This window comes from uncultured Chitinibacter sp. (genome assembly GCF_945957625.1).
GTDB lineage: Bacteria > Pseudomonadota > Gammaproteobacteria > Burkholderiales > Chitinibacteraceae > Chitinibacter > Chitinibacter tainanensis.
In genome coordinates, this window is record NZ_CAMFLP010000004.1 from 216,536 (window position 1) to 236,870 (window position 20,335).

At 59.3% G+C, this 20,335-nt stretch carries 20 protein-coding genes; 8 read left to right on the top strand and 12 right to left on the bottom strand.

The features are described 5' to 3' along the window. Positions 1 to 12: 12 nt before the first annotated feature. The 3 genes from QV747_RS07715 to QV747_RS07725 all read left to right on the top strand — a co-directional run bounded on the left by QV747_RS07715 (position 13) and on the right by QV747_RS07725 (position 2,173). Positions 13 to 1,071, top strand: a complete 1,059-nt coding sequence (locus QV747_RS07715) for a DUF1513 domain-containing protein (RefSeq protein WP_273430178.1) — start codon at positions 13 to 15, stop codon at positions 1,069 to 1,071. A 196-nt stretch (positions 1,072 to 1,267) separates the two neighbouring features. Next, positions 1,268 to 1,741 (top strand): DUF695 domain-containing protein, encoded by a 474-nt coding sequence (locus tag QV747_RS07720; protein ID WP_273430179.1) that lies wholly within the window; start codon positions 1,268 to 1,270, stop codon positions 1,739 to 1,741. A gap of 33 nt (positions 1,742 to 1,774) precedes the next feature. Further along, positions 1,775 to 2,173 carry a DUF2306 domain-containing protein gene (locus tag QV747_RS07725; protein ID WP_273430180.1) on the top strand — a complete coding sequence of 133 codons (399 nt, stop codon included), beginning with the start codon at positions 1,775 to 1,777 and terminating at the stop codon, positions 2,171 to 2,173. Here the strand turns inward: QV747_RS07725 and QV747_RS07730 are convergent. The 8 genes from QV747_RS07730 to QV747_RS07765 form a co-directional block, all read right to left on the bottom strand. Next, entirely contained in the window at positions 2,170 to 2,970 is an 801-nt protein-coding gene (locus QV747_RS07730) for a heme ABC transporter ATP-binding protein (RefSeq protein WP_273430182.1), read from the bottom strand. The genes QV747_RS07725 and QV747_RS07730 overlap by 4 nt on opposite strands. Beyond that, complete coding sequence (locus QV747_RS07735; RefSeq protein WP_273430183.1) at positions 2,970 to 3,998, bottom strand: iron ABC transporter permease; 1,029 nt, start codon at positions 3,996 to 3,998, stop codon at positions 2,970 to 2,972. Before QV747_RS07735 ends, QV747_RS07730 begins: the two co-directional genes overlap by 1 nt. Beyond that, positions 3,995 to 4,849, bottom strand: coding sequence for a hemin ABC transporter substrate-binding protein (locus QV747_RS07740; RefSeq protein WP_273430185.1), 855 nt, complete (start codon positions 4,847 to 4,849; stop codon positions 3,995 to 3,997). Before QV747_RS07740 ends, QV747_RS07735 begins: the two co-directional genes overlap by 4 nt. A gap of 3 nt (positions 4,850 to 4,852) precedes the next feature. Beyond that, the gene (locus QV747_RS07745) at positions 4,853 to 5,902 is read right to left on the bottom strand and encodes a hemin-degrading factor (RefSeq protein ID WP_273430186.1); all 1,050 of its coding nucleotides are present in this window, start codon (positions 5,900 to 5,902) and stop codon (positions 4,853 to 4,855) included. 116 nt (positions 5,903 to 6,018) lie between these two features. Beyond that, entirely contained in the window at positions 6,019 to 7,284 is a 1,266-nt protein-coding gene (locus QV747_RS07750) for an HmuY family protein (protein ID WP_273430188.1), read from the bottom strand. Then, positions 7,281 to 9,272: a TonB-dependent siderophore receptor gene (locus QV747_RS07755; protein WP_273430190.1), complete on the bottom strand. Its 1,992-nt coding sequence runs from the start codon at positions 9,270 to 9,272 to the stop codon at positions 7,281 to 7,283. Before QV747_RS07755 ends, QV747_RS07750 begins: the two co-directional genes overlap by 4 nt. A gap of 207 nt (positions 9,273 to 9,479) precedes the next feature. After that, positions 9,480 to 9,884, bottom strand: coding sequence for a hypothetical protein (locus tag QV747_RS07760; RefSeq protein WP_273430192.1), 405 nt, complete (start codon positions 9,882 to 9,884; stop codon positions 9,480 to 9,482). Positions 9,885 to 9,993: 109 nt separating this feature from the next. Further along, positions 9,994 to 10,683: a metallophosphoesterase gene (locus QV747_RS07765; protein ID WP_273430193.1), complete on the bottom strand. Its 690-nt coding sequence runs from the start codon at positions 10,681 to 10,683 to the stop codon at positions 9,994 to 9,996. A 206-nt stretch (positions 10,684 to 10,889) separates the two neighbouring features. On the opposite strand from QV747_RS07765, the gene QV747_RS07770 reads away from it, so the two are divergent. Beyond that, the gene (locus tag QV747_RS07770; RefSeq protein ID WP_273430195.1) at positions 10,890 to 12,149 is read left to right on the top strand and encodes an Hsp70 family protein; all 1,260 of its coding nucleotides are present in this window, start codon (positions 10,890 to 10,892) and stop codon (positions 12,147 to 12,149) included. 37 nt (positions 12,150 to 12,186) lie between these two features. On the opposite strand, the gene QV747_RS07775 is transcribed toward QV747_RS07770, so the two are convergent. Then, positions 12,187 to 12,918, bottom strand: coding sequence for a tetratricopeptide repeat protein (locus tag QV747_RS07775; RefSeq protein WP_273430196.1), 732 nt, complete (start codon positions 12,916 to 12,918; stop codon positions 12,187 to 12,189). 319 nt (positions 12,919 to 13,237) lie between these two features. On the opposite strand from QV747_RS07775, the gene QV747_RS07780 reads away from it, so the two are divergent. After that, entirely contained in the window at positions 13,238 to 14,704 is a 1,467-nt protein-coding gene (locus QV747_RS07780) for a phytase (protein ID WP_273430197.1), read from the top strand. 89 nt (positions 14,705 to 14,793) lie between these two features. On the opposite strand, the gene QV747_RS07785 is transcribed toward QV747_RS07780, so the two are convergent. From QV747_RS07785 to gnd, 3 genes are all read right to left on the bottom strand, one after another. Then, on the bottom strand, positions 14,794 to 15,159 hold the full coding sequence (locus QV747_RS07785; RefSeq protein WP_273430198.1) for a DUF1801 domain-containing protein: 366 nt from the start codon (positions 15,157 to 15,159) through the stop codon (positions 14,794 to 14,796). 175 nt (positions 15,160 to 15,334) lie between these two features. Further along, entirely contained in the window at positions 15,335 to 16,333 is a 999-nt protein-coding gene (locus QV747_RS07790) for a succinylglutamate desuccinylase/aspartoacylase family protein (protein WP_273430200.1), read from the bottom strand. A 211-nt stretch (positions 16,334 to 16,544) separates the two neighbouring features. Continuing rightward, on the bottom strand, positions 16,545 to 17,456 hold the full coding sequence (gnd, locus tag QV747_RS07795) for a phosphogluconate dehydrogenase (NAD(+)-dependent, decarboxylating) (RefSeq protein ID WP_273430201.1): 912 nt from the start codon (positions 17,454 to 17,456) through the stop codon (positions 16,545 to 16,547). Positions 17,457 to 17,763: 307 nt separating this feature from the next. Between gnd and QV747_RS07800 the strand changes: the two genes are divergently transcribed. From QV747_RS07800 to QV747_RS07810, 3 genes are read left to right on the top strand one after another with little or no spacing between them, the layout of a single operon-like run. After that, positions 17,764 to 18,771 (top strand): peptidase U32 family protein, encoded by a 1,008-nt coding sequence (locus QV747_RS07800; protein ID WP_273430203.1) that lies wholly within the window; start codon positions 17,764 to 17,766, stop codon positions 18,769 to 18,771. 33 nt (positions 18,772 to 18,804) lie between these two features. Beyond that, positions 18,805 to 19,689 carry a U32 family peptidase gene (locus QV747_RS07805; RefSeq protein ID WP_273430205.1) on the top strand — a complete coding sequence of 295 codons (885 nt, stop codon included), beginning with the start codon at positions 18,805 to 18,807 and terminating at the stop codon, positions 19,687 to 19,689. After that, entirely contained in the window at positions 19,689 to 20,123 is a 435-nt protein-coding gene (locus tag QV747_RS07810; RefSeq protein ID WP_047394865.1) for an SCP2 domain-containing protein, read from the top strand. The genes QV747_RS07805 and QV747_RS07810 overlap by 1 nt, the downstream gene beginning before the upstream one ends. The last annotated feature ends 212 nt before the right edge of the window (positions 20,124 to 20,335 follow it).

Genomic DNA, 20,335 nt, shown 5'->3' on the forward strand with positions numbered 1-20,335 from the left:
CGATGGTGATGCATGCCTAGCCGCCGCGATTTTCTGCGCTGTTCGCTGCAAATTAGCGCCATTTCGCTGCTTAGCCCGTGGGTGAAAGCCAGCGAGCCCGCGCCCACCCTGCTGAGTGCCTACTGGGGCGAGACCGTCAATGGCTTTGGCGCGATCAATGGCAAAGGGGTTGACCTACCTAGCCGTGGCCACGCCATTTTGCCCTTGCCCGACGGCGAGGCGATTGTGATTAGCCGCAGGCTGGGATTGTGGCTAGCCCGCATCAACTGGCAGCGCGGCGAGTTACTGCAGCTGGCTGATGCGGCGTTTGACCGGCACTTTTTCGGCCACGCCCTGCTCACCCCCGATGCGTCAACCTTATTGACCACCGAAAACAACGACGACACCTGCGCTGGCCTACTGGGCATTTACGAAGCACACACTTTGAAGCGGCTGGGCGAAATACCCTCCGGGGGCATTGGCCCGCATGAATTGCTCTGGTTAGTACCGGGCAAGATACTGGCGGTGGCCAATGGAGGGATTCTCACCCTGCCGGAAACCGGCCGCACCAAGCTCAATCGCGGCGCCATGAACCCAAGCGTGGCGCTGCTCGAATGGCCATCGGGTAAATTGCTGGCCAATTACAGCCTGCCGGATAAAGCCCTCAGCCTGCGCCATCTGGCTCGCGCCAGCGACGGCACGCTGGGGATTGCTATGCAGGCCGAATATGCCAGCGCCAGCCAGCATCGCGATGCGCCGCTGCTGGCCCTGCTGCCACCCGGTGGCGAGCGGCTGATCCTCGCCGAGCAGCCCGCCGGGCTAATGGGCTACGGCGCCAGCATTGCGGCGGTGGGGAACGAATTTCTCATCAGCGCCATGCGCGGCAACCAGCTGGCCCGCTGGCGCAGCAACGGCAGCCCCTTACCCGCCCTCGCCGTCCCCCGCCCCGCAGGCATCGCCAGCCGCGGCCAGCAAGCCTGGATTAGCAGCGAAGAAGGTGGTCTCTACCAGTATCAGGCTGCAGACCAATCCATTCAAAGGCTAGCGGGCTATACCCAGCAAAAATGGGATAACCATTTGGTGCTGGTGTAAGCACGCAAGTGCGACCATTCGCCTTCCACATCGCCCGATACACTACTCTGGTCGATGTGCGTTTCTTGCCAAAACTCACGCTCTGGCATTGTGGCTGGCCTTGAGTGATCGGTAACATGCCAAACGAATAAGCAACTCCTTCCTTGACCCCGATCGCGCGCCAGCTGCTTGCTGATGCTCACGCCAAAACGAGACTATGCAACAGCTCCTCCTGAGTATAATTTTGTGTTTTGCGACCAATGCCGTGCGGGCAGGCGATCTCTGGGCCACCGCAGTGTCAATTCGCCCCACGGATGGGTGGAAGATCGTTCATCGTTTTATTGCTGACCTAGCTACACCGGCTGAAATCCAAAACCTCCCCACCGTGATGACGCTGCGATGGCAATACCAGGGCAGTCAGGGTATGCCGAGTGAGGCCCAATTAAAACGGGCTTACCAGTTTGAAGACGCGATACAGGCCCAGCTGGTAGCAACACTGCAAGGTAAGTTGGTACTCATCTCCACGGGCAATAATCAGCGCCGCTGGATTTACTACACCAACCATGCTGCCCAGTTTCGCCATGCCGCCACGCTAGCAGCTCAAGCGGCTCAACTGGCTCTGAACATCAGTGACGAACCAGACCCCACCTGGGCCTTGCTTAGTTCATTCAAAGCGCGTGTCCAGCAATAACAACTTCCCGCTTAGTAAGCGACAGGAGCCTGCATGTCCATCCCTGTTTTAGTCCAGTGGCACTTGGCCACGGTGGTGCCGGCCTTTGGGCTGGGTAGTTGGCTGTTGTGGCGGCGCAAAGGGGATGCGCTGCATCGCTGGCTGGGGCGGGTGTATGCGCTGCTGATGCTGGGCACGGCAACGATTTCGCTGTTAATCCCGGCCAGCATTGGCCCGGTGCTGTTTGGCCACTGGGGGCTGATTCACCTGTTTAGCCTGCTGGTATGGTACGAGATTCCCACCGCGGTGCTGGCGGCGCGGCGGGGGCAGATTGCGGTGCATCGCGCCAAAATGCGCGGGGTATATATCGGCGCGCTGGTGGTGGCCGGCAGCCTGGCCTTTCTGCCCGGCCGCCTGCTCAATCAGCTGGCCCAGCAGTGGCTGGGCTTTTAGGCAAACACCACCAGCTGCTGCCCCACATGCAAGGGATGCGGCAGCACGGTGGCGGGCAGCTGATAAGTTTGCTCCAGATGCGCGCCGGTGAGTGCTTGCGCCACCGGCCCGCTGGCCACCAACTGCCCCGCGGCTAAAAGCACCAGCCGCTGGCAATACCGTGCGGCCAGATTCACATCATGCAAAATCACGCCCACCGCCAGCTGCTGCCCAGCCGGCAGGCTAGCCAATAAGCTTTGCAACTGCACCAGCACATGCTGCTGATGGCGCGGATCAAGGCTGGCGGTAGGTTCATCCAGCAGCAAATATACCGGCTGCGTGCTGTGCTGCAGTGCGGCCAAGGTTTGCAACAACACCCGCGCCAGCTGCACCCGTTGTTGCTCGCCGCCCGATAGCTGCGGATACGGTCGCAGCAAGAGCTCGCTCACATCCGCCAGCGCCGCCGCTTGCAACAGCAGGGCGCGAATCTCGGCGGGGCTAAGCAGCGGGAACGGATACCCGCCCATGGCAATTACCTCATGCGCGCTCAGCTGAAAAGTTAGCTGCGCTTGCTGCGGTAACACCACCCGCCGCGCCGCCAGCTCGGCGGCGGGCCATTGCGCCAGGGGCCGGCCATCCAGTAGCGCGCGCCCGGCGCTGGGCGCCAGCTCTCCGGTCAAAAGCTGCAGGAGCGTGGATTTCCCCGCCCCATTGGCCCCGAGAATGGCGGTGATTTCGCCGCACGGCAGGGTCAGATCGATGCCGCGCAAAATCGGTCGCTCACCGCGCTGAAAACTCACTTGGTCTAATTGCAGCATCAGCGCCTCCGGCTTAAAAGCAACCACAGGAAAAACGGCCCACCCACCAAGCTGGTGACAATGCCGATCGGTAATTCCGCTGGCTGCACCACGGTACGCGCCAGCCAATCGGCCAACACCAGCGCAATCGCCCCGCCCAGCATGGCCGCCGGCAACAGCCGCCGATGATCTGCGCCCAGCAGCATGCGCACCACATGCGGCACCACCAGGCCCACAAAGCCAATGCCACCGGTGGCCGCCACCAGCGGGCCAATCAGCAAGGCTGTCAGCAAAATCAGCTGCCGACGAATGCTTTTAAAAGGAAAGCCCAAATACAGCGCCTCGCGCTCGCCCAGCAGCAAGGCATTCAGCGCCCGCCAGTAGCGCAGCACCAGCGCACTCAGCAGCAGCAACAGCGGCAACAACACTAAAAGTCGCGGCCAGCTGGCGCCAGCCAGCGAGCCCATGTTCCAAAAAGTCAGGCTGCGCAGCTGATTATCATCGGCCAGATAGGTAAACAGCCCAATCAAGCTGCCGCACACCGCATTAATCGCAATGCCCGCCAGTAATAAGCCCGCCATGCCCGGATGCCGTCGCCCCAGATGATAGGCCGCCGCCGTGGCCAGCAAGCTCCCTACAAAGGCGCTACTGGCCAGCAAAGTAAAACTACCCCCACCCAGTACAATCGCGCAGACCGCACCCAGCGAAGCACCGGACGATATACCCACCAAGCCTGGCTCGGCGAGCGGATTACGAAACAGCGCCTGCATCACCGCCCCCGCCAGCGCCAGCACGACCCCGGCCAGCGCGGCAAACAGCAGCCGCGGCAAGCGCACTTCCAGCACGATCGAGCGCCACAGCTCGGCTTCGGCCGCCGTGCTATGGCCCAGCACCACGCGCGGTAACTCCGCCAGCGGAATTTCCACGGCACCGCTAGCCGCCGACAGCAAGAGCAAAAGCAGCAATACCGCCAGCAGCACCGGCCACAGCCAGGCAAACCCAACCGGGCCGGGCATTATCGGCAAGGGCGCGCGCAAGCTTTGACTCATGGCGCGCTCACCGCAGTGGCGGCGGGCAGGGCCGGCTGCCGCAAGGCGCGAATCGCTTCTGGCAAGCGTGGACCAAAGCCCAGCAACAGCAAGTCATCCAGCACCAGCACTTTGCGCTGTTTGGCCGCGCTGGTGTGCGCTAAACCAGGCAAGGCCAGCAATTTATCCAGCCCACCCAAGCTTTGCAGCGACATGCTCGACGTGATAATCACCTCGGGCTTGAGCGCCGCAATGGCCTCGGCCGACAGCGGCTTATAGCCTTGCTGCTGGGCCAGCACATTGCGATACCCCGCCAGCCGCAGCGTGGCATCGGCGGCGGTGTCTTTGCCGGCACCCTCGGGCTGGCCGGTACGGCTAATCAGCACCAGCGCCCGTGGTTGGCCAGCAAGCTTGGGTACCGCCGCAAGCTCGCGCTGCAAGCGGCTGACCAGCGTTTTGCCATCCTGATTCAATTGCAAAGCCCCAGCCACGCCATAAATCCGGCGCTGTAGTGACTCTAGATCGGCCTTGGCCGGCAACACCACCACCCGCAAACCCAGACGACGCAGCTGCTCAATCGCTTCCGGCGGGCCGGCCTGATCCGAGGCCAGCACCAGATCGGGCTTCATCGCCACCACGCCTTCGAGCGAAAACTGCCGGTAGTAACCGACTTTGGGCAGGCGCGCAGCCGCCGTCGGATAAATACTCGACTGATCCACCGCCACCAGCTGTGCGCCGCCACCGAGGGCGTACACAATCTCGGTCAGCGGCCCACCGAGGCTCACTACCCGCTGCGGAGGCGCGGCAAAGCTGGCCGCTGTCCCCAGCATCAAGGCGCTGGCCAATAACCATAATGACAACACAAAACGCATGGCTTACTCCGCCAAAGGCTGGCTGCACAAATCACGCAGCAGCGCACGCCAAGCGGGCAACTCTGGCACGCCCGGTTTACGCACGCCGAAGAACTGCACAATCAGCTCGCCATCGGCGGCATACACTTCTAGCGAAGTCACCCAGCCATCATCGGTCGGTTTATTCACCACCCAGCATGAGGCAATGGCGGTGGTGTTCAGATGCAGATTGAAATCGGGGTCAAGAATATTGAACCACGGGCCAGTGCGCAGCAATTTGGCCACCTGGCCCGAATGAATCTGCACAATGCCGCGATTGCCCACAAAGCACATAATCGGCAAAGCTTGCTCGGCAGCGCGGCTCAGCATCGTCTCTACGGCATCCTGCGCCACTTGCTGCGCCAAATCGGCGCCAGCAGCCTGCAAAGCGGCCAAACGGCTGACATTGAATTTTTTCAGCAGCGGGAAAAAGCCATGCGTATCGGTCAGAGCCTGCCAAGCCTTGCGGAATGCGGCCGGATCGGCCACTGCGGTGGCCGCGGTATCGGCCGGATAGTGCGTAATTTGTGGCCAAGTCGCACTTTCGGCGGCAAAGCGGCCGACAAACTCGGTCCAGTAGCTCGCATTGCTGTGCTCGGTGAGATACACCTTGTGCACCGCCTCACCATCCGCGGCAAAAAACTGCACACTACGGCGCTCACCTTCGGTCACGGCAAAGGCATGCACCCAGTTGTTAAAGAACATACGCAGGTCAATATCCTTGCCCAATACCATGCCCACCGGTTTGTCTTCGCAGTGCAGGTCTTCGTATTCACCGTGGCGCTCGTGCACGCAATGCTCGTTGCGGCTTAGCACCATCACGCGGCCAAACGGGGGCAAAGCGCGGAACATGGCCTGCGGCAAGCCCTGCAGCGGGATTGCCGTCACGCCGCATTGCGCCGCCACCAGCTCGGCCTCGCTCACTTGCAGGCGTTTAGCGGCCTCGCGTGCGCGCAGCTTGGGCTCGGCGTCTTTCAGGCTTTGGTAACTGGCTTGCAAAGCCGAAGCTTGGGCCGCAAAAGTAATGGCATTCATGGTTCAATTTCCTGTGCAATAGGCTGGCCGGCGCGCCACAGCACGCCAGCCGGATCGTAAAGAGAAAGGCTTGGTTTGCGCCCGCCAGCCAGCGCTGCAGCGGGCGCCGCCGAGGCTTATTTGTTCGCGGGCAAGGTTTCGAATTCAAACTGCCAGGTTTGCTGGCTGCTCACATTGCCCGGCGTGGCGTAGCGGATTTCCTTCAGCCGCACGCGGGCGTAGCTATTGCCCTCGGCCGAGCGCAGCAGCGTGCCGCGATCCGGGTTGGCCACTTGGCTGTGCGCCACAATCGCGCCGTTGGCCACCGGGTAGTAGCTATACCAACCAAAATCGAGCTTGCCGGGGTAATTGCCCTGATAAGCCGGGTTGAGCTTGGAAGCCACGCTGTCTTTTTTCCACTGGCTGGCTTGGGTGGGCAGCTGCAAATCGCTGGCAGTGAGGTCAGGCAGGGTCGTAGCCAGAATATTGTTTTCGGTGAATTTCGCCGCCACCGGGGTGCTGCCATCGGCGGCGTAGAAGCCCGCCGGGGTTTTGGCGAGGAAGCCACCGACTTTGCCAGTGCCCGAAGTGCCGCTATTGAGTTTCACGTTGTAGCGGTTAAAGGCGATATGCCATGCATCGCTCGCCGCCACAGCTTGCCCGCTAGTGAGGTTGAAATACACCCAGCCGGTGCGGGCATCGACTTGCTCAGTGCGCACAGGCGCGCCGGCCACACTGCGGTCAACCCAGCGGAAACTTGGATACCCCGAGGTGGTACCACTTGGGCCGCCATAGTAGCCGGTCATTTGCAGCACATACACCGGGGATGTGCTATTGCCCGTGGCACTCGCCGCACTATGGTCGGTGGTCACCAAGAACACGCGGAAATTCGGATACAGCTTGTGATCATTGCTGCCGCCCACGCCATATTCAAAGGCCTTGCTTTGAATGCCATTGCTGCCGGTAAAGACGCTATCGGCGGTGTCTTTCAGATACAGCGTGTCTGGAATCGCCTGCCCGGTTGTTGGGTCGAGCAAGCCGGCCTGCCATTTTTGCAGTGCGCTCCAGGTGTAATCGAATGGGCTACCAAACACCCCACCCTTGCCGCTGCCCGATTCGCCACTATTACTCCACAGCGATACCCCGCGCGTGGCGCTAGCAAGTTTCAGATCCCAATTGGCGGTGCTGCACGCCACTTCACTACCCGCGTCAAAATCAAAACACACGGCGCTACCTGCGGCAGGCAATTGCGCCTGCCATTGCACGGCTTTGGCCGGCGCCGCCGTTGGCGCAGCGGTAGGCGCGGGGCTTGGGGTGGCCACGGCGACTGGGGTATCCAGCCCGCCACCGCCACACGCCGTCAGTACGAGGGCGCTACCCAGCGCCAGCAATCTCAGTTTCATGGTGCTTCCTTCCCTGGGGTTGAACCGGCGCCCCATTGATAACGGGCACCGAGATAAACAAAGCGGCCGGCCAGTGGGCCGAAATCATTGGCATCGCTAAAGTCGCGCTGCGCGTTAAATAGATTGCTGATGCCGGCATAAGCGGTGAGATCGCGCCCCAGCTGCTGGTTAAAGCTCAGATCGCTTTTGCTCCAGGCCGGTGAATAAGCTTGGCTGGCGCTGCTTACCAGCTCGCGGCTTTGCCATTGGGTACGCCAGCTAAGGGTGCTGCCGGCGCGCGGCGTCCAATCGAAGCCAAAGCGGGCAATATGTTCGGGCCGCCGCGTCAGCGCCTGGGCAGTTTGCTCATCGCGGGTATGGGTGTAGGTGTAAGCGGCATTGAGCGCCAGCGTTGGCAGCGCCTGCCATTGGGTAGCCAGCTCCAGCCCGGCCGTGCGAGCGTTAGCGAGGTTTTCGTAGCGGTATTGCGCCACGCCCTGCACCACGGTGGCCTGATCCTGATCGACCTGAATCAGATCGCGAATCTGGTTGTAAAAGGCATTGGCCTGCACCGCCAGCGTAGTACCCCAGTGCCAATCCAGCCCCAGCTGGTAACTATTCGAGCGCTCGGGTTGCAGGGCCGGATTGCCCAGCACCATATAGCCCAGCGCGCTGTGGTCAAACAGGTAGTAGCGCTCTTTCAGATTGGGCACGCGGTAGCCCTGCCCCCAGCTGGCCCGGCCCACCAGGCGCTGCTCGGCGGTATTGAGCAGATCGGCTTTCAGCGCCAGCTTGGGCGCGGCGTGGCCACCAAAATCGGAATCATGCTGTGCGCGCAGGCCGGCCACCAGCTCCAGCCAGTCGCCGAGGAAAACATCATTTTGCAGATACAGCTCGCGGCTTTCGCGCTCGGCCATGCCGCTGCGCTGCAATTCGCTGTAGCCATTATTTAATTGCGCCAGGGTATCGCGCCGCAGATCAATCCCCACCTGCCATAGCTGGCTATACCATGCCGGCAAATCGAGTTGCAGCGAGGCTTGCTGCAAGGTTTGCCGCGCGCGGCGATCGCCGGTGAGCGCGCCATTGGCCTGCGCCACCGAACGGGTATCGTATTGCTCGTGCAACCAATTCCCGCTCAGGCGACCATGCCCGGCAAAGCGCCATTCCCCACCCGCCACCCAGCGATCGCGGGTGATCTCTTCCTGCTTTTGTTGCGGAATATATTTGGGTGGCGCGTACGTCTGGTAGCGCTGGGTGTCGTTTTCGAGGTAACGGCTGCCATCCAGCCAAAACTGCAGCCCCGCCGCTGGCAGCCAATCTAGTCGCGCACCGTATTGCTCGCGCCGCATGGCATCGCCCTGCCGGCTCCAGCCGGCCGGATCGAGCGCAAAGCCCTGATCGTCCAGCACCTCGGCCTGCGCCGCTAGGCGCCAGTTGGCATTGCCCGCCGCCAGCTGGGCACGGCCGCTGCTGCGACCGGGGGCTAAGGCGCGGCCCGCATCGTTTTGCTCGCCATAGCTGCCCACGCTTAAATCCAGATTGCCCCTCAGGCCGGGCTGGGTACGGCGAGTAATCACATTGATGACCCCGCCCATCGCCGAGCTGCCGTATTGCGCCGAGGCCGCGCCCTTGATGACTTCGATCCGCTCGATATCGCCCACCAGATACTGGCTCAGATTCACCGTCGAGCCTGTGCTGGCCGAAATCGGCAAGCCATCAATCAGCACCAGCACCTGATCGCTATTGAGCCCCTGCAGCGAAAGCTCGTAGCCTGACTTGCCATGAATTTCGCGCAGCTGCAGCCCGGGAATGTTTTCCAGCGCTTGCGTCAACGTGCGGGCGTGGGTGCGCTCGATTTCCTGACGGGTAACGACTTCGGTTTTCACCGGCGCATCGGCTTGCGAGCGCTCGCTACGGGTCGCACTAACCACCACGGTATCGAGCTCGGTATCGGCCTGCCCCAGCGCTGGCAGAGCCAGCAGGCTGAGCGCGATCAGATTCAATTTCATATTGATAATCATTATCACTACAGAGGCGAACACTATAGTGATATTGATAACAATTATCAATACGTAAAAGTCATTTCTATGCCTGCCACCATGCCGCAGGCCAGAAACAACAAAGGGTATAGCCGCCAGCTCCTTTATCTAAAAGGAACTAACGGCTATACCCCACAATACACCAATCAAGATTAAGTCAATAAAATTGACCTAGCATCAATCATCCCGCTCCCAGCGGGGATGTCCCCGCCTATCATGATGATGATGCCGCCAGCGCCCATGCTTTTCCCAGCGCCCGCGCTGCGGCCAATAGGTATCGCGATACCAGCGCTCTTGCACAAAATACACCGGCCGGGCGCAGGCACGATAATAGCCGCAATGGCGGCCCCAGGCTCGGCGATGTTCGGGCGGCACGCGCAAATACACCGGGGCATCGTCATAGCGGGTGCGGTGAATCAGCACCGGCTCATCCACGATCACAGCCGGACGTTGCGGCTGGCCCCACTCGATGCGGCCATAAAAATCAGGGTCGCCCACCCGCACCGATACCGCGGGGCTAGCCGCCTGTGCCATGGCACTCACCAGCGCCAGCGCACTCACCAAAGAAAGGGATGACCACATTGCACAACTCCTTCACACACAGAGTCGCCAGTATGGAAAGCCGCGGCTGAACCTCGGCTGAATTGAGCTGCGCGCCGGCGTGAAGCCGGCCACAGCACTGCGTAGGGACTTAGTCGGGCAGAATGCCCGGATCGATGATATTGCCGTGCTCGTCGGTGATGCCGCGCAGGGTAACGCCATAGGCGCGAAAACCCAGCCGGGCATCATGCGGCCGATAATCGAGGCAATCGTGTTGATGGCCATGAAAAGCCGTGCTCACGCCCAGCTTATTGGCCAGCTGATCCAGCGCCTGAAAGCCATAAGGGTGGCAACTTGGGGCCTCGTGCGTCACCAGAATATCTGCGCGTTCCTGCGCTAATGCCTGGTAATCGGCATAAAAAATCGTGCTGCGATGTTTGCGCGGCAGACCACCGCGCCAGTGATTGCTCTGGCCGCAATGCGCCAGATAATGCGCCTGACTGGGGTAATTGGGCGGCGCGGGTGGCATCCAGATCTGGCCGCGAAAGATCCCGCCCAAGCCGGCAATCCGGCGACCGGCAATCTCGACCACCCGCCCATGCAAATTGCGCTCGGCCAGTGGCGAATCAAACAGATGGGCGTAATCGTAGAAGGTATCGGTGTCGTGATTGCCGTGGATAAACCAGACTTCGGTCAGCGCCAGAATCGCCGCCAGCTCGTCTTCCAGCGGGCGCTGCGCCTGAATATCCCCCAGCAATACAATGGCGTCCGGCCGATGCGTGTGCACCGCGCGGATCACATGCTCGAACCGGCCATGCGTGTCGCCACAGAAAAAAATCATTTCGCGTCCGAAATGGGGGATAGGATAGTGCTATTGTATTGCAAAACGCGCTGGCGTTGCGGCTCAATTCCAGCCCAGCTGCGGGCTGGCTCGCGCCACTGGGCAACCAGACAAGCAGCTTGACCTGTCTTTGGTCACACCGATTTGACGCCCCGCCCGCTGCCGCGTAGCCTTGCTGCCCCCTCGCCCCCTTCGGACCTGTTTGCATGACCGTATCCCGCGCCGCTTGCGGCATTGATTTTGGCACTTCCAATTCCACTGCTGGCCTCTACCACCCGGATGGCGCGCGCCTTTTGCCGCTGGAAGATGGCAAGCTCACGCTGCCCTCGGCGGTGTTCTTCAATCTGGAAGAAGACAGCATGGCCTTTGGCCGCGCCGCGCTCGCGGAATACCTGGAAGGCTACGAAGGCCGGCTGATGCGCTCGCTCAAAAGCCTGCTCGGCAGCAGCCTGATGGACACCGGCACCGAAGTGGGCGGCCGGCATTTATCCTTCCAGCAATTGATCGGCGCACTGATCGGCGAAGTGAAACGCCGCGCCGAACAAGCCGCTGGCCAGCAGTTTGATGCCGTGGTGCTAGGGCGGCCGGTGTATTTTGTCGATGAAGATCGCAGCGCCGACCAGCAAGCCGAAGACACCCTCAGCCAGATCGCCCGCCAGCTGGGCTTTAAAGAAGTCAGCTTTCAATACGAGCCGATTGCCGCCGCCCATGATTACGAGCAGCGCATTACGCAGGAAGAGCTGGTCTTGGTGATTGATATTGGCGGGGGTACATCCGACTTTTCGCTGGTGCGCCTCTCACCCCAGCGCAGGGGTATGGCTGACCGCAGCTCAGATTTATTAGCCAGTGGCGGTGTACATATCGGGGGTACTGATTTTGATAAGCGGCTATCGCTGGCCGGCGTCATGCCCGAGCTAGGCATGGGCAGCTTGCTGAGCAATAACGCCGAATTTCCGAACGGGGTGTTTTTCCACCTTGCTACCTGGCACACCATTCAGCTGGCCTATACCCGCAAAATGTGGCGCACTTTCCAGGATATTTCGCCAGAAGTGGTCGATCAGGTGCGCTTTGAGCGGCTGCTGAATGTGATTCGCCATCAGGCCGGCCACCAGCTGGCCATGCGGGTTGAAGCCGCCAAGATCGCCCTCTCGGCCGAGGCACTGACCCAGCTCGATCTGGCCGAGGCCGAAACCGGCCTTAGCGCCGCCATCAGCCGCGGCCAATTTGAAAGCGCGGTGGCACAGGAAATCCAGCGCGTATGCAAAGCCGCCTTGGCCACGCTGGCGCAAGCCGGTGTCGCGCCCGAAGCGGTCGATACGCTGTTTTTCACCGGCGGCTCATCCGCCGTGCCCGCCCTGCGCACCGCCCTCGCCGCCGCCTTCCCCACCGCCCGCGCGGTGGAGGGCGATCATTTTGGTAGTGTGGGCTGTGGACTGGCGGTCGTAGCGCAGCAGCGCTACGGCTGATACTGGGGCGCGTTTGGCGAGGGTGATTGCGACTAGGTCAGCGTGACTGACTTAATAAGCGTTTGGCTTGCTTAACCCAATACAGCTCTTCATCGTGGCGGATATTAAACCGCTTGGCTTTCGCAATTAACTCTTGCAACACCGCCCGCCCCTGCTCCACCTGCAGCAAGTATTCGCCGTAGCGGTAGGCGGCCTCTAGCCCAGAGTAGTTTTGGCTGACTGCCGCTAATTGCGCCAATGCCGCGGGAACATCATCGCCATAAGTTGCATTTCTTGCCCGCAGCAACTGCCGCTCTTCCCGCTGAAACTGCGGATGCTCGCCCTCAAGCTGATTCAGCAAACGTTCAACCGCCGCGGCATCGCCATTGGCAAAATGCGCACGGGCAAGACCAAACAGCAAGTTCGGGTCATTTTTATGCGGGCCGGCTAAGGTACTGGCGTAAAGCTCAACGGCATCTTGCGGCATCCCCCGCACCAAGCATTCTTCCGCTAATTTGCGTTTGTTATCCACGCTGCCACAAATGGCCAGCTCTTGAGCACGGCGGCGCAAATCAAGATCAGGGTTAAGCGATTTGACGAGGTCACGCCCTTTCTTGGCCACCTGCCGTTCTGCTCGACTACCCGGCAGCAATTCAACAACAAAATAGGCCAGACCACCAATAAAGGGGGCGGCAAATAACACCCAAATCCACCATGTGGGCCGCCCTGTGCGCACCACATGGATAATCAAGAAAATTTGTACCACCCACCCCACTAGCAATAACGGCATAGACCTTCTCCCTTTACTTTTTTACGGCGCACACATCCAAGCCAAGAAAAACTGACTGCGTGCTGATTTTTTTCAGCGGTCATCTTACTCAAATATTCTCTTAGTTAACAATGAGATCAAAATACCCATGCCTGTATATGACCAAGGATCAACGCTAAAAAACTCATTGGCCATATACCCCAATAGCAGTGCGGCGATCGGTCGGCCTCATTGATATATAGCGGCTAGCCATCGTCATCATTCCATCACGCATCCGCCACAAATTTGTAAGCTTTGCTGCGTAAGCTCCTCGGGTTTTCCCTAACCCACTTACAAAAATATGCGCCATTTGTTTTGTCTGAGTGTGCTCAGCGCCCTTTTAACCGCCTGTGGCGGCGATATCACTGATCCGGCTGCGACGCCGGCCCCGACGGCCACGCCGGTTGCGACGGCGACCCCGGCTCCGACCGTGCAGCCTTATACCGTCAGCGCGGTCAGCTTTGATGCCGAAACCGAAAATGTGCTGAGCGCCGCTGGCGATGTGGATGATCCAGCCATTTGGGTGCACCCCAGCCAAAGCACGAAAAGTTTAGTCGTAACGGCCATCAAAGATGGCGGGATGCGGGTTTATGACCTGCAAGGGCAATTGGTGCAGAGCATCGGTCCGGGTGCGCTGAATAACGATAGCAAAGGCAAAAGCCGCTACAACAACGTCGATATCGTGTATGGCTTTAAGCTGGACGATAACAGCACCGTCGATCTGGCCATCGCCACCGACCGTGGCCAGGATTTGATCCGGGTATGGAAAATCGATCCGAATAACAGCACCACACCACTGAGCGATATCACTTCGGCCACCCCGCTGCGCCTGTTCCCGACCGTGCCGACCGAGGGTAGCGAAAGCGACGCGAGCAAAGATGCGGCGATTGCAGTATCCAAACAAAACACCGGCTATGGCATTACCCATTTCTCGGACAAAGCCAGCGGCAAACATTTTGTGCTGGTGAATCAGCGTAAACAGGCGCGTATTCGTCAGTTTGAATTGATCGCCGAAGCCGGTGGCACCGTGAATGTGGTGGCGGTGGCGGGCCGCGACTGGCGCTTCCCATACAGCTGGCGCGGGCAAAATCTGCGCGAAACCAATGATCTGGATGCCACCCGCGACTGGAGCCCGCAATTTGAAGGCATGGTGGTCGATCAGCGCAATGGCATGCTCTATGCGGGCCAAGAAGACGTGGGTATCTGGCGGGTGGACCTGAAAACCGGTCAGGCCGATACCCAGCCAGTGTACGAAACTCGCGGCAGTAGCCGCGAAACCTACACCACTGGCACGCCAGCCACCGTGGTGAAACACAGCTTCTTTAACCCAGAGAGCAAAATCAGCCGCGATCTGGAAGGCCTGAGCATTTATTACGGCCCGAATGGCACCGGCTATCTGATCGCTTCGAGCCAGGGCGGCGCCCACGGTGGTGCACCGAATGTCAGCGATGCGCCGTATGACGATAGCTTTGTGGTGTTTGCCCTTAATGGCAGTGCCAAACCGGTGCTCAAGCAAGGCTTCCGTCTCAGCCAGGGGCCGAATGGCAATACCGAAGGGGTGCAGGAATGTGATGGCGCGGATGTGGTGGCACTGCAATTGCCAGGTTATCCGTTTGGTTTACTGGTGACTCAGGACGGCTACAACGACGATCTGAATAATCTGGATGGCGTAACCGCGCAAACCAATCTGAAATTCACCAGCTGGGAAAAAATCGCCACTGCGCTCAAGCTGGAAAAGTACAACAACTTTGACCCACGCAAGCTGTAATCCGCTCGCGTAGGCCTCTTCAGCACACGCCTGTCCGCCGAGCGGGCAGGCGTTGTTATTTCTGCCCGCGGGATAGTCGGGCGAACGATTTAGGCCTGCGCCAACCGCGCCGCTTGCTGCGCCAGCTGCAAATATTCGCTCAAATGTTTGTCATCCAGATCGCTAAGGGTGCGTAATTTGAGATGCCGCCGGCCTTTGCCCTGACCTTCGAGCAAACCAAATGGATCGGCGATCTGCGCGCCGTGGCCAAATTCCACCGATACATGCGCCTGATAGGCAAATACGCCAGCAAATTGCACCTCGGCGGTGAACAAAATGCCGCCATATTTCACCACCTCGCCACAATGGGGAAATAGCTGCTGCTCCCGCTGGCGCACGGCTTGCACGATGGCATGCAGGGGCGGGTTTACAAATTGGATATCATCCAGCAAGGCCGTAACGGATTGGGCAGACATGGCAACACCTGGGCGGCAATCAGCGAAGCCCTGATGCTACCGTGTTTGCCCCACCCGGCACTATCGCGCCAGCGCAGGTTTGGCTGCGCCGGGCCAATAAAAAACCGCCTGCGAACAGGCGGCTTGGGTATATAGCCAGAGGCCAATCCAGATCTGCCCCAGCGGGCTATACCTATCAGGCCGTGCGAGTGGAGTGCATGCCATCAACCAAGCGATCGCTGTGCTGCGCAAAGTAGAACCACTCATTGCCCGGATTAGCAGCGGGATTGGGGAACAAAATATAGCCATCGGCAGGCGCGGTCACCGCGCTACCATCCGCGCGGTGGCCGATCAGATCGCCAGCGTGCAGCTTATCGAAGCTGGCCCAGGTTTTTACAAAGGCATCGCCCAGATCATGGCGATCGATCACTTGCGTGAGTTTCAGCAATTCAAACTCGGTTTGCACCGCAGGGGCTGGCTCATCGGCCAGATGCAGATGGGCGATGGTATTGCGGATGGCCTGATAGGCAACTTCGGGCGCGTCGGCGTCCAGATGCTGACCGCATTCCAGCGTGAGCGCGATACCGCCGTGAGCGCGGGTGTATTCGGTGGTGCCCACGCCGTAGCTTGGGTCGGTGCTGAGCATGTGCGCGCGCTCGCTGGCCTTGCTGTGCGCCAGGCGATGTTTCACGCCTTCGGCGTAGGTTTCCAGCCAGCCTTCCACAATGCGTTTAGGGCCAAGGCGCATTGCCAGCGCTTCTTCTTCTGCGGCACGAGAAAATGGCGAGAGTTCGCCATCGTTGTTTTCAGGCCCGAGCATAATAAATGGCTCGCCCGGTGGGTTGGTGGTGGAATGCAGATCCAGCAGCACGTCTTGCTGCTCCAAGATCGGGCATAGCATATTGGCGATGCGGTCTTCAAAATCATGCGGCAACGCATTCGGGCGTAGATTGCGGTTCAGGTTGCGATCGCCATTGCGCTCATTTTTGGCATGCGCCAGCGGATTGGTCACCGGAATAAACGTGATCTGGCCGCGTTGCAGCACCAATTGGCCGGAATCCAGCTCGTTCATCACGCGCTCAATCGCGATCGGGCCGCAAATCTCGTTGCCATGCACGGCACCCAACACCACCAGCTTGGGACCCGCCGTTAGGCCGTGATAAACGTAAGATTTGAGCATGTGCTGATGGTGCATGGCGTTGATTCCGCGAAACAATCAAAGAGGTGCAATTATCGCGGGATTACCGCGAAATGGCGAGACAATGGGCGTAAAAAAACGCCATCGATGATGGCGTTTTGTGTGGTCTACGCGGTTTAAGCCGACGCAGGGGGTTGCAGCCGGCTGCTGATTTCTCCTGGATCGTCTAGATCGCGTGACAGCTTATTTCTGCAGCAAGGCAGGCCGCTTATTTTTTCGACATGGCGTGACCGCCAAAGGCATTACGCATCAGCGACAGCATTTTCATCGCGTAATCGTCGTTGCCACGTGAAGCAAAGCGCGAGTAAAGGCTCGTTGCCATCACCGGCGCCGGTACACCCAACTCCACTGATTCGAGCACCGACCAGCGGCCTTCACCTGAATCAGGTACAAATGGGTTCAGCGATTCGAGTTCGGTATCGTGCGAGAACGACTCAGCCACCAGATCCAGCAACCAAGAGCGCACTACTGAGCTATGACGCCAAGTTTCGGCGATTTCAGCCACATCCAGATCGAATTCTTTTTTCGCTTTCAGCATGGCAAAGCCTTCGGCAAAGGCCTGCATCATGCCGTACTCGATACCGTTGTGCAGCATTTTGGTGAAGTGGCCAGAGCCAGCTGGGCCAGTGTGCGTCCAGCCGCGATCAGCGGCAGGCGCCAGGATTTTCATAAATGGCGTTGCGATCTCAGCGGCATCTTTATCGCCACCAAACATCAAACAATACCCATTCTGCAGGCCCCACACACCGCCAGAAACGCCGGCATCAACGAATTTGATATTCAGCTCAGCCAATTCAGCCGCATGGCGCTGGCTGTCTTTGTACATCGCGTTGGCGCCATCGATGATCAGATCGCCCGGGGCCAGCAGCGTTTTCATTTCAGCAAAAGCCGCTTCAGAGATCTCGCCCGATGGCAACATCAGCCATACCACGCGCGGGGTAGGCAGCGCAGCGATCAGCTCAGGTACAGAGGCAAAAGCACGGAAGTTGGCTTCTTCTTTAGCCAAACCCTCCCGAGTCTCAGCGCTGACGTCAAAGCCCAATACATTGGCTCCGCCGCGCGCGAGACGGCGTGCCATATTGCCGCCCATTTTACCCAAACCGATCATTGCGATATTCATTGTGTAGTCCCTTCTAGGTGTCGAGTTGCGAGCGGGTAGCTGGCAACTTCGCCTGTAGCCAATAAGATGCGTACCCGTATTTTCTAGCAAGACAGCGCGCACGCCAAGCCAGAATTGCACTAATCCCCTAATTAATTTACCTAATTCGCGGTTTTAGCCGCTTTTCGGCTGTTTTGCGCGCCGCAACACTGGGCAGATTCGCGCCGCAGAAGGCCTAAACCTTGACTTGGATTAACATTCTGGCCAGTGCAGCGGCCTAAGCTCTTTCATCCGTCTTTGTACGCATCTGCACGAAAGAGGCCCCATCATGCCTGCTACTGCCCTGCCCGAGCTGGTTTGTCCGGCCGGCAGCCTGCCCGCATTGAAAGCCGCGGTCGACCATGGCGCCGATGCCGTGTATCTGGGCTTTAAAAATGCCACCAACGCCCGCAATTTTGCCGGGCTCAATTTCACCGACGCCCAAATCAAAACCGGCATCGAGTACGCCAAACAGCGCGGCAAAAGTGTACTGATCGCCATCAACACCTATGCCCAAGCCGGCCGCGTGGCCGAGTGGCATCGCGCCATTGATGCCGCCGCCGATGCCGGTGCCGACGCCGTAATTTTGGCCGACCTCGGTTTGCTGGATTACGCCACCCGTGTTCACCCTACCTTGCATCGGCATTTATCGGTGCAAGGCTCGGCCACCAATTTTGAGGCCGTCAATCTGGCCCACGATTACTTTGGCATTCGGCGTGCGGTCTTGCCCCGGGTACTGACCTTGCCGCAGGTGGAATACGTGATCAAAAACACGCCCGTGGAAATCGAAGTGTTTGGCTTTGGCAGTTTGTGTGTGATGGCGGAAGGCCGCTGTATTTTATCCAGCTACGCCACCGGCGAATCACCCAATACCCATGGGGTGTGTTCGCCTGCAAGCCATGTGCAATGGATTCCACAGGGCGATACCATGTCAACACGGCTGAATGGCATATTGATTGACCATTTTGCCGCTGATGAGCCCGCCGGCTACCCCACGCTGTGCAAAGGGCGCTTTGAAGTCAACGACGCCACCTATTACGCACTGGAAGAACCCACCAGCCTGAATGCACTCGCCGTTTTGCCCGAATTACTGCGCATCGGCGTCAAAGCCATCAAGGTGGAAGGCCGGCAGCGCAGCCCTGCCTATACCGCCGAAGTCACCAAAACATTACGCGCCGCACTGGATGCCGCCGCCGACCCACGCTATTCGGTCAAACCGGCGTGGCAACAGGCATTGAACAAAGTCTCGGAAGGCCATCAACAGACGCTAGGCGCCTACAGCCGCCCCTGGCGTTAATGGCGAGTGACTTGACCTAATTGGAGTAGCCCCATGCAACTGACTCTGGGCCCTATTTTGTACTACTGGCCACGCCAGCAAGTGCTCGATTTTTATGCCGCCGCCGCCGATTGGCCAGTGGCCACCATTTATCTGGGCGAAGTCGTTTGTGCTCGCCGCCATGAATTAAAAACCGCCGATTGGCTGGCCCTCGGCCAAGAGCTGGCGCAACAGGGCAAGCAGGTAGTTTTTAGCTCGCAAGCGGTATTGGAGTCGGGCTCAGATCTGAGTAGCCTGCGCCGCCTGGCCGCCGCGGGTGGCTGGTTGGAAGCTAATGATCTGGGGGCGATACGCGTGGCCCGGCAAAGCGAGATCCCCTATGTGGCCGGTACGCATTTGAATATTTATAACGGCAACACGCTAGATTGGCACGCCCAAGCTGGCGCGGTGCGCTGGCTACCGCCGCTGGAAGCCAGCCAAAGTATGGTGACGCAAATCCTGGCCGAGCGCACCAGTACACTCGAAACCGAGTTGTTTGCGCACGGGCACCTGCCCTTGGCGTTTTCCGCCCGCTGCTTTACCGCGCGCCACTATGATCTGAACAAAGACGCCTGTGAGTTCAAATGCCTGGATCACCCCATTGGGCTAGCCCTCCACACCCGCGAGGGGCAGGCGTTCTTGCGCCTGAATGGCATCCAGACTCAATCCGCTGCCTGTCATGCCTTGATTGCCGACATCCCACAACTGCAAGGCATCGATTACCTACGCATCAGCCCGCAGCCGGGGTATACCGCCGAAATCATTGCCGCCTATAGCGCGCAGATCAATACCCAGCCTCATACCATCGACTGGCAGCAAATTCACCCCGAAGGCATCGTGAACGGTTATTGGCACGGCCAAGCTGGCATTCGCCCGACGGCTCAGTTGGAGACAATCTAATGGTCAAGTTACCTGCCCTAGTACAAAAAGCCCTGCAAAAGCTGCCGGAGCAACCACCCGCATTCATCCTGAGCCAAACCCTAAACTGGGTGAAACAACCGCTATGGCCAGAAGAAGACTTTAGCTGGTTAGAGGGCCGCACTGTTCGCCTCGAAGTCAGCGATCTCGGCTGCGGCCTCAGTTACAGCTTTGCCAATGGCCGCTTTATCGCCAGCCAAGCGCCCGCCGATGTCTGCTTTGCAGCAAGTCTCGCTGACTACTGGATACTCGCACGCCGGCAAGAAGACCCCGATACGCTATTCTTCCAACGCCGTTTGCGGATTAGTGGCGATACCGAGCTGGGCTTGCAGCTTAAAAATTTGATGGATGCCACCGACTTTTCCCCGCTGTTTGCACGCCTGCCAGCCCCTCTGCGGCAAAGGTTTGCCTTGTAACCCCGTGCGGGTATATTGCCCAACCCTTTCATTTCAAAGTACCTGAGCGATATACCCTCAGTTCAAATTAATCTGCAATCGATCTACGATTGTCTCTATGCCTGAATGACCAAAGCCCAGCGTAGCTGGGCTTTGTTTTTGGGGTTGGTTTGCTACACCGCTGGCTTGGGCGCGGCTGGTTCGCGGTGCTGTTGTCTGTCGTGGATGTTGTG

Coding starts and splice junctions, on each gene's coding strand:
- QV747_RS07750 (WP_273430188.1), bottom strand. CDS start 7,284: ATGAAACTGAGATTGCTGGCGCTGGGTAGCGCCCTCGTACTGACGGCG.
- QV747_RS07770 (WP_273430195.1), top strand. CDS start 10,890: ATGACCGTATCCCGCGCCGCTTGCGGCATTGATTTTGGCACTTCCAAT.
- QV747_RS07810 (WP_047394865.1), top strand. CDS start 19,689: ATGGTCAAGTTACCTGCCCTAGTACAAAAAGCCCTGCAAAAGCTGCCG.
- QV747_RS07740 (WP_273430185.1), bottom strand. CDS start 4,849: ATGCGTTTTGTGTTGTCATTATGGTTATTGGCCAGCGCCTTGATGCTG.
- QV747_RS07765 (WP_273430193.1), bottom strand. CDS start 10,683: ATGATTTTTTTCTGTGGCGACACGCATGGCCGGTTCGAGCATGTGATC.
- QV747_RS07735 (WP_273430183.1), bottom strand. CDS start 3,998: ATGAGTCAAAGCTTGCGCGCGCCCTTGCCGATAATGCCCGGCCCGGTT.
- QV747_RS07755 (WP_273430190.1), bottom strand. CDS start 9,272: ATGAAATTGAATCTGATCGCGCTCAGCCTGCTGGCTCTGCCAGCGCTG.
- QV747_RS07725 (WP_273430180.1), top strand. CDS start 1,775: ATGTCCATCCCTGTTTTAGTCCAGTGGCACTTGGCCACGGTGGTGCCG.
- QV747_RS07790 (WP_273430200.1), bottom strand. CDS start 16,333: ATGCACCATCAGCACATGCTCAAATCTTACGTTTATCACGGCCTAACG.
- QV747_RS07720 (WP_273430179.1), top strand. CDS start 1,268: ATGCAACAGCTCCTCCTGAGTATAATTTTGTGTTTTGCGACCAATGCC.
- QV747_RS07805 (WP_273430205.1), top strand. CDS start 18,805: ATGCAACTGACTCTGGGCCCTATTTTGTACTACTGGCCACGCCAGCAA.
- QV747_RS07760 (WP_273430192.1), bottom strand. CDS start 9,884: ATGTGGTCATCCCTTTCTTTGGTGAGTGCGCTGGCGCTGGTGAGTGCC.
- QV747_RS07800 (WP_273430203.1), top strand. CDS start 17,764: ATGCCTGCTACTGCCCTGCCCGAGCTGGTTTGTCCGGCCGGCAGCCTG.
- QV747_RS07715 (WP_273430178.1), top strand. CDS start 13: ATGCCTAGCCGCCGCGATTTTCTGCGCTGTTCGCTGCAAATTAGCGCC.
- QV747_RS07745 (WP_273430186.1), bottom strand. CDS start 5,902: ATGAATGCCATTACTTTTGCGGCCCAAGCTTCGGCTTTGCAAGCCAGT.
- QV747_RS07780 (WP_273430197.1), top strand. CDS start 13,238: ATGCGCCATTTGTTTTGTCTGAGTGTGCTCAGCGCCCTTTTAACCGCC.
- QV747_RS07775 (WP_273430196.1), bottom strand. CDS start 12,918: ATGCCGTTATTGCTAGTGGGGTGGGTGGTACAAATTTTCTTGATTATC.
- QV747_RS07730 (WP_273430182.1), bottom strand. CDS start 2,970: ATGCTGCAATTAGACCAAGTGAGTTTTCAGCGCGGTGAGCGACCGATT.
- QV747_RS07785 (WP_273430198.1), bottom strand. CDS start 15,159: ATGTCTGCCCAATCCGTTACGGCCTTGCTGGATGATATCCAATTTGTA.
- gnd (WP_273430201.1), bottom strand. CDS start 17,456: ATGAATATCGCAATGATCGGTTTGGGTAAAATGGGCGGCAATATGGCA.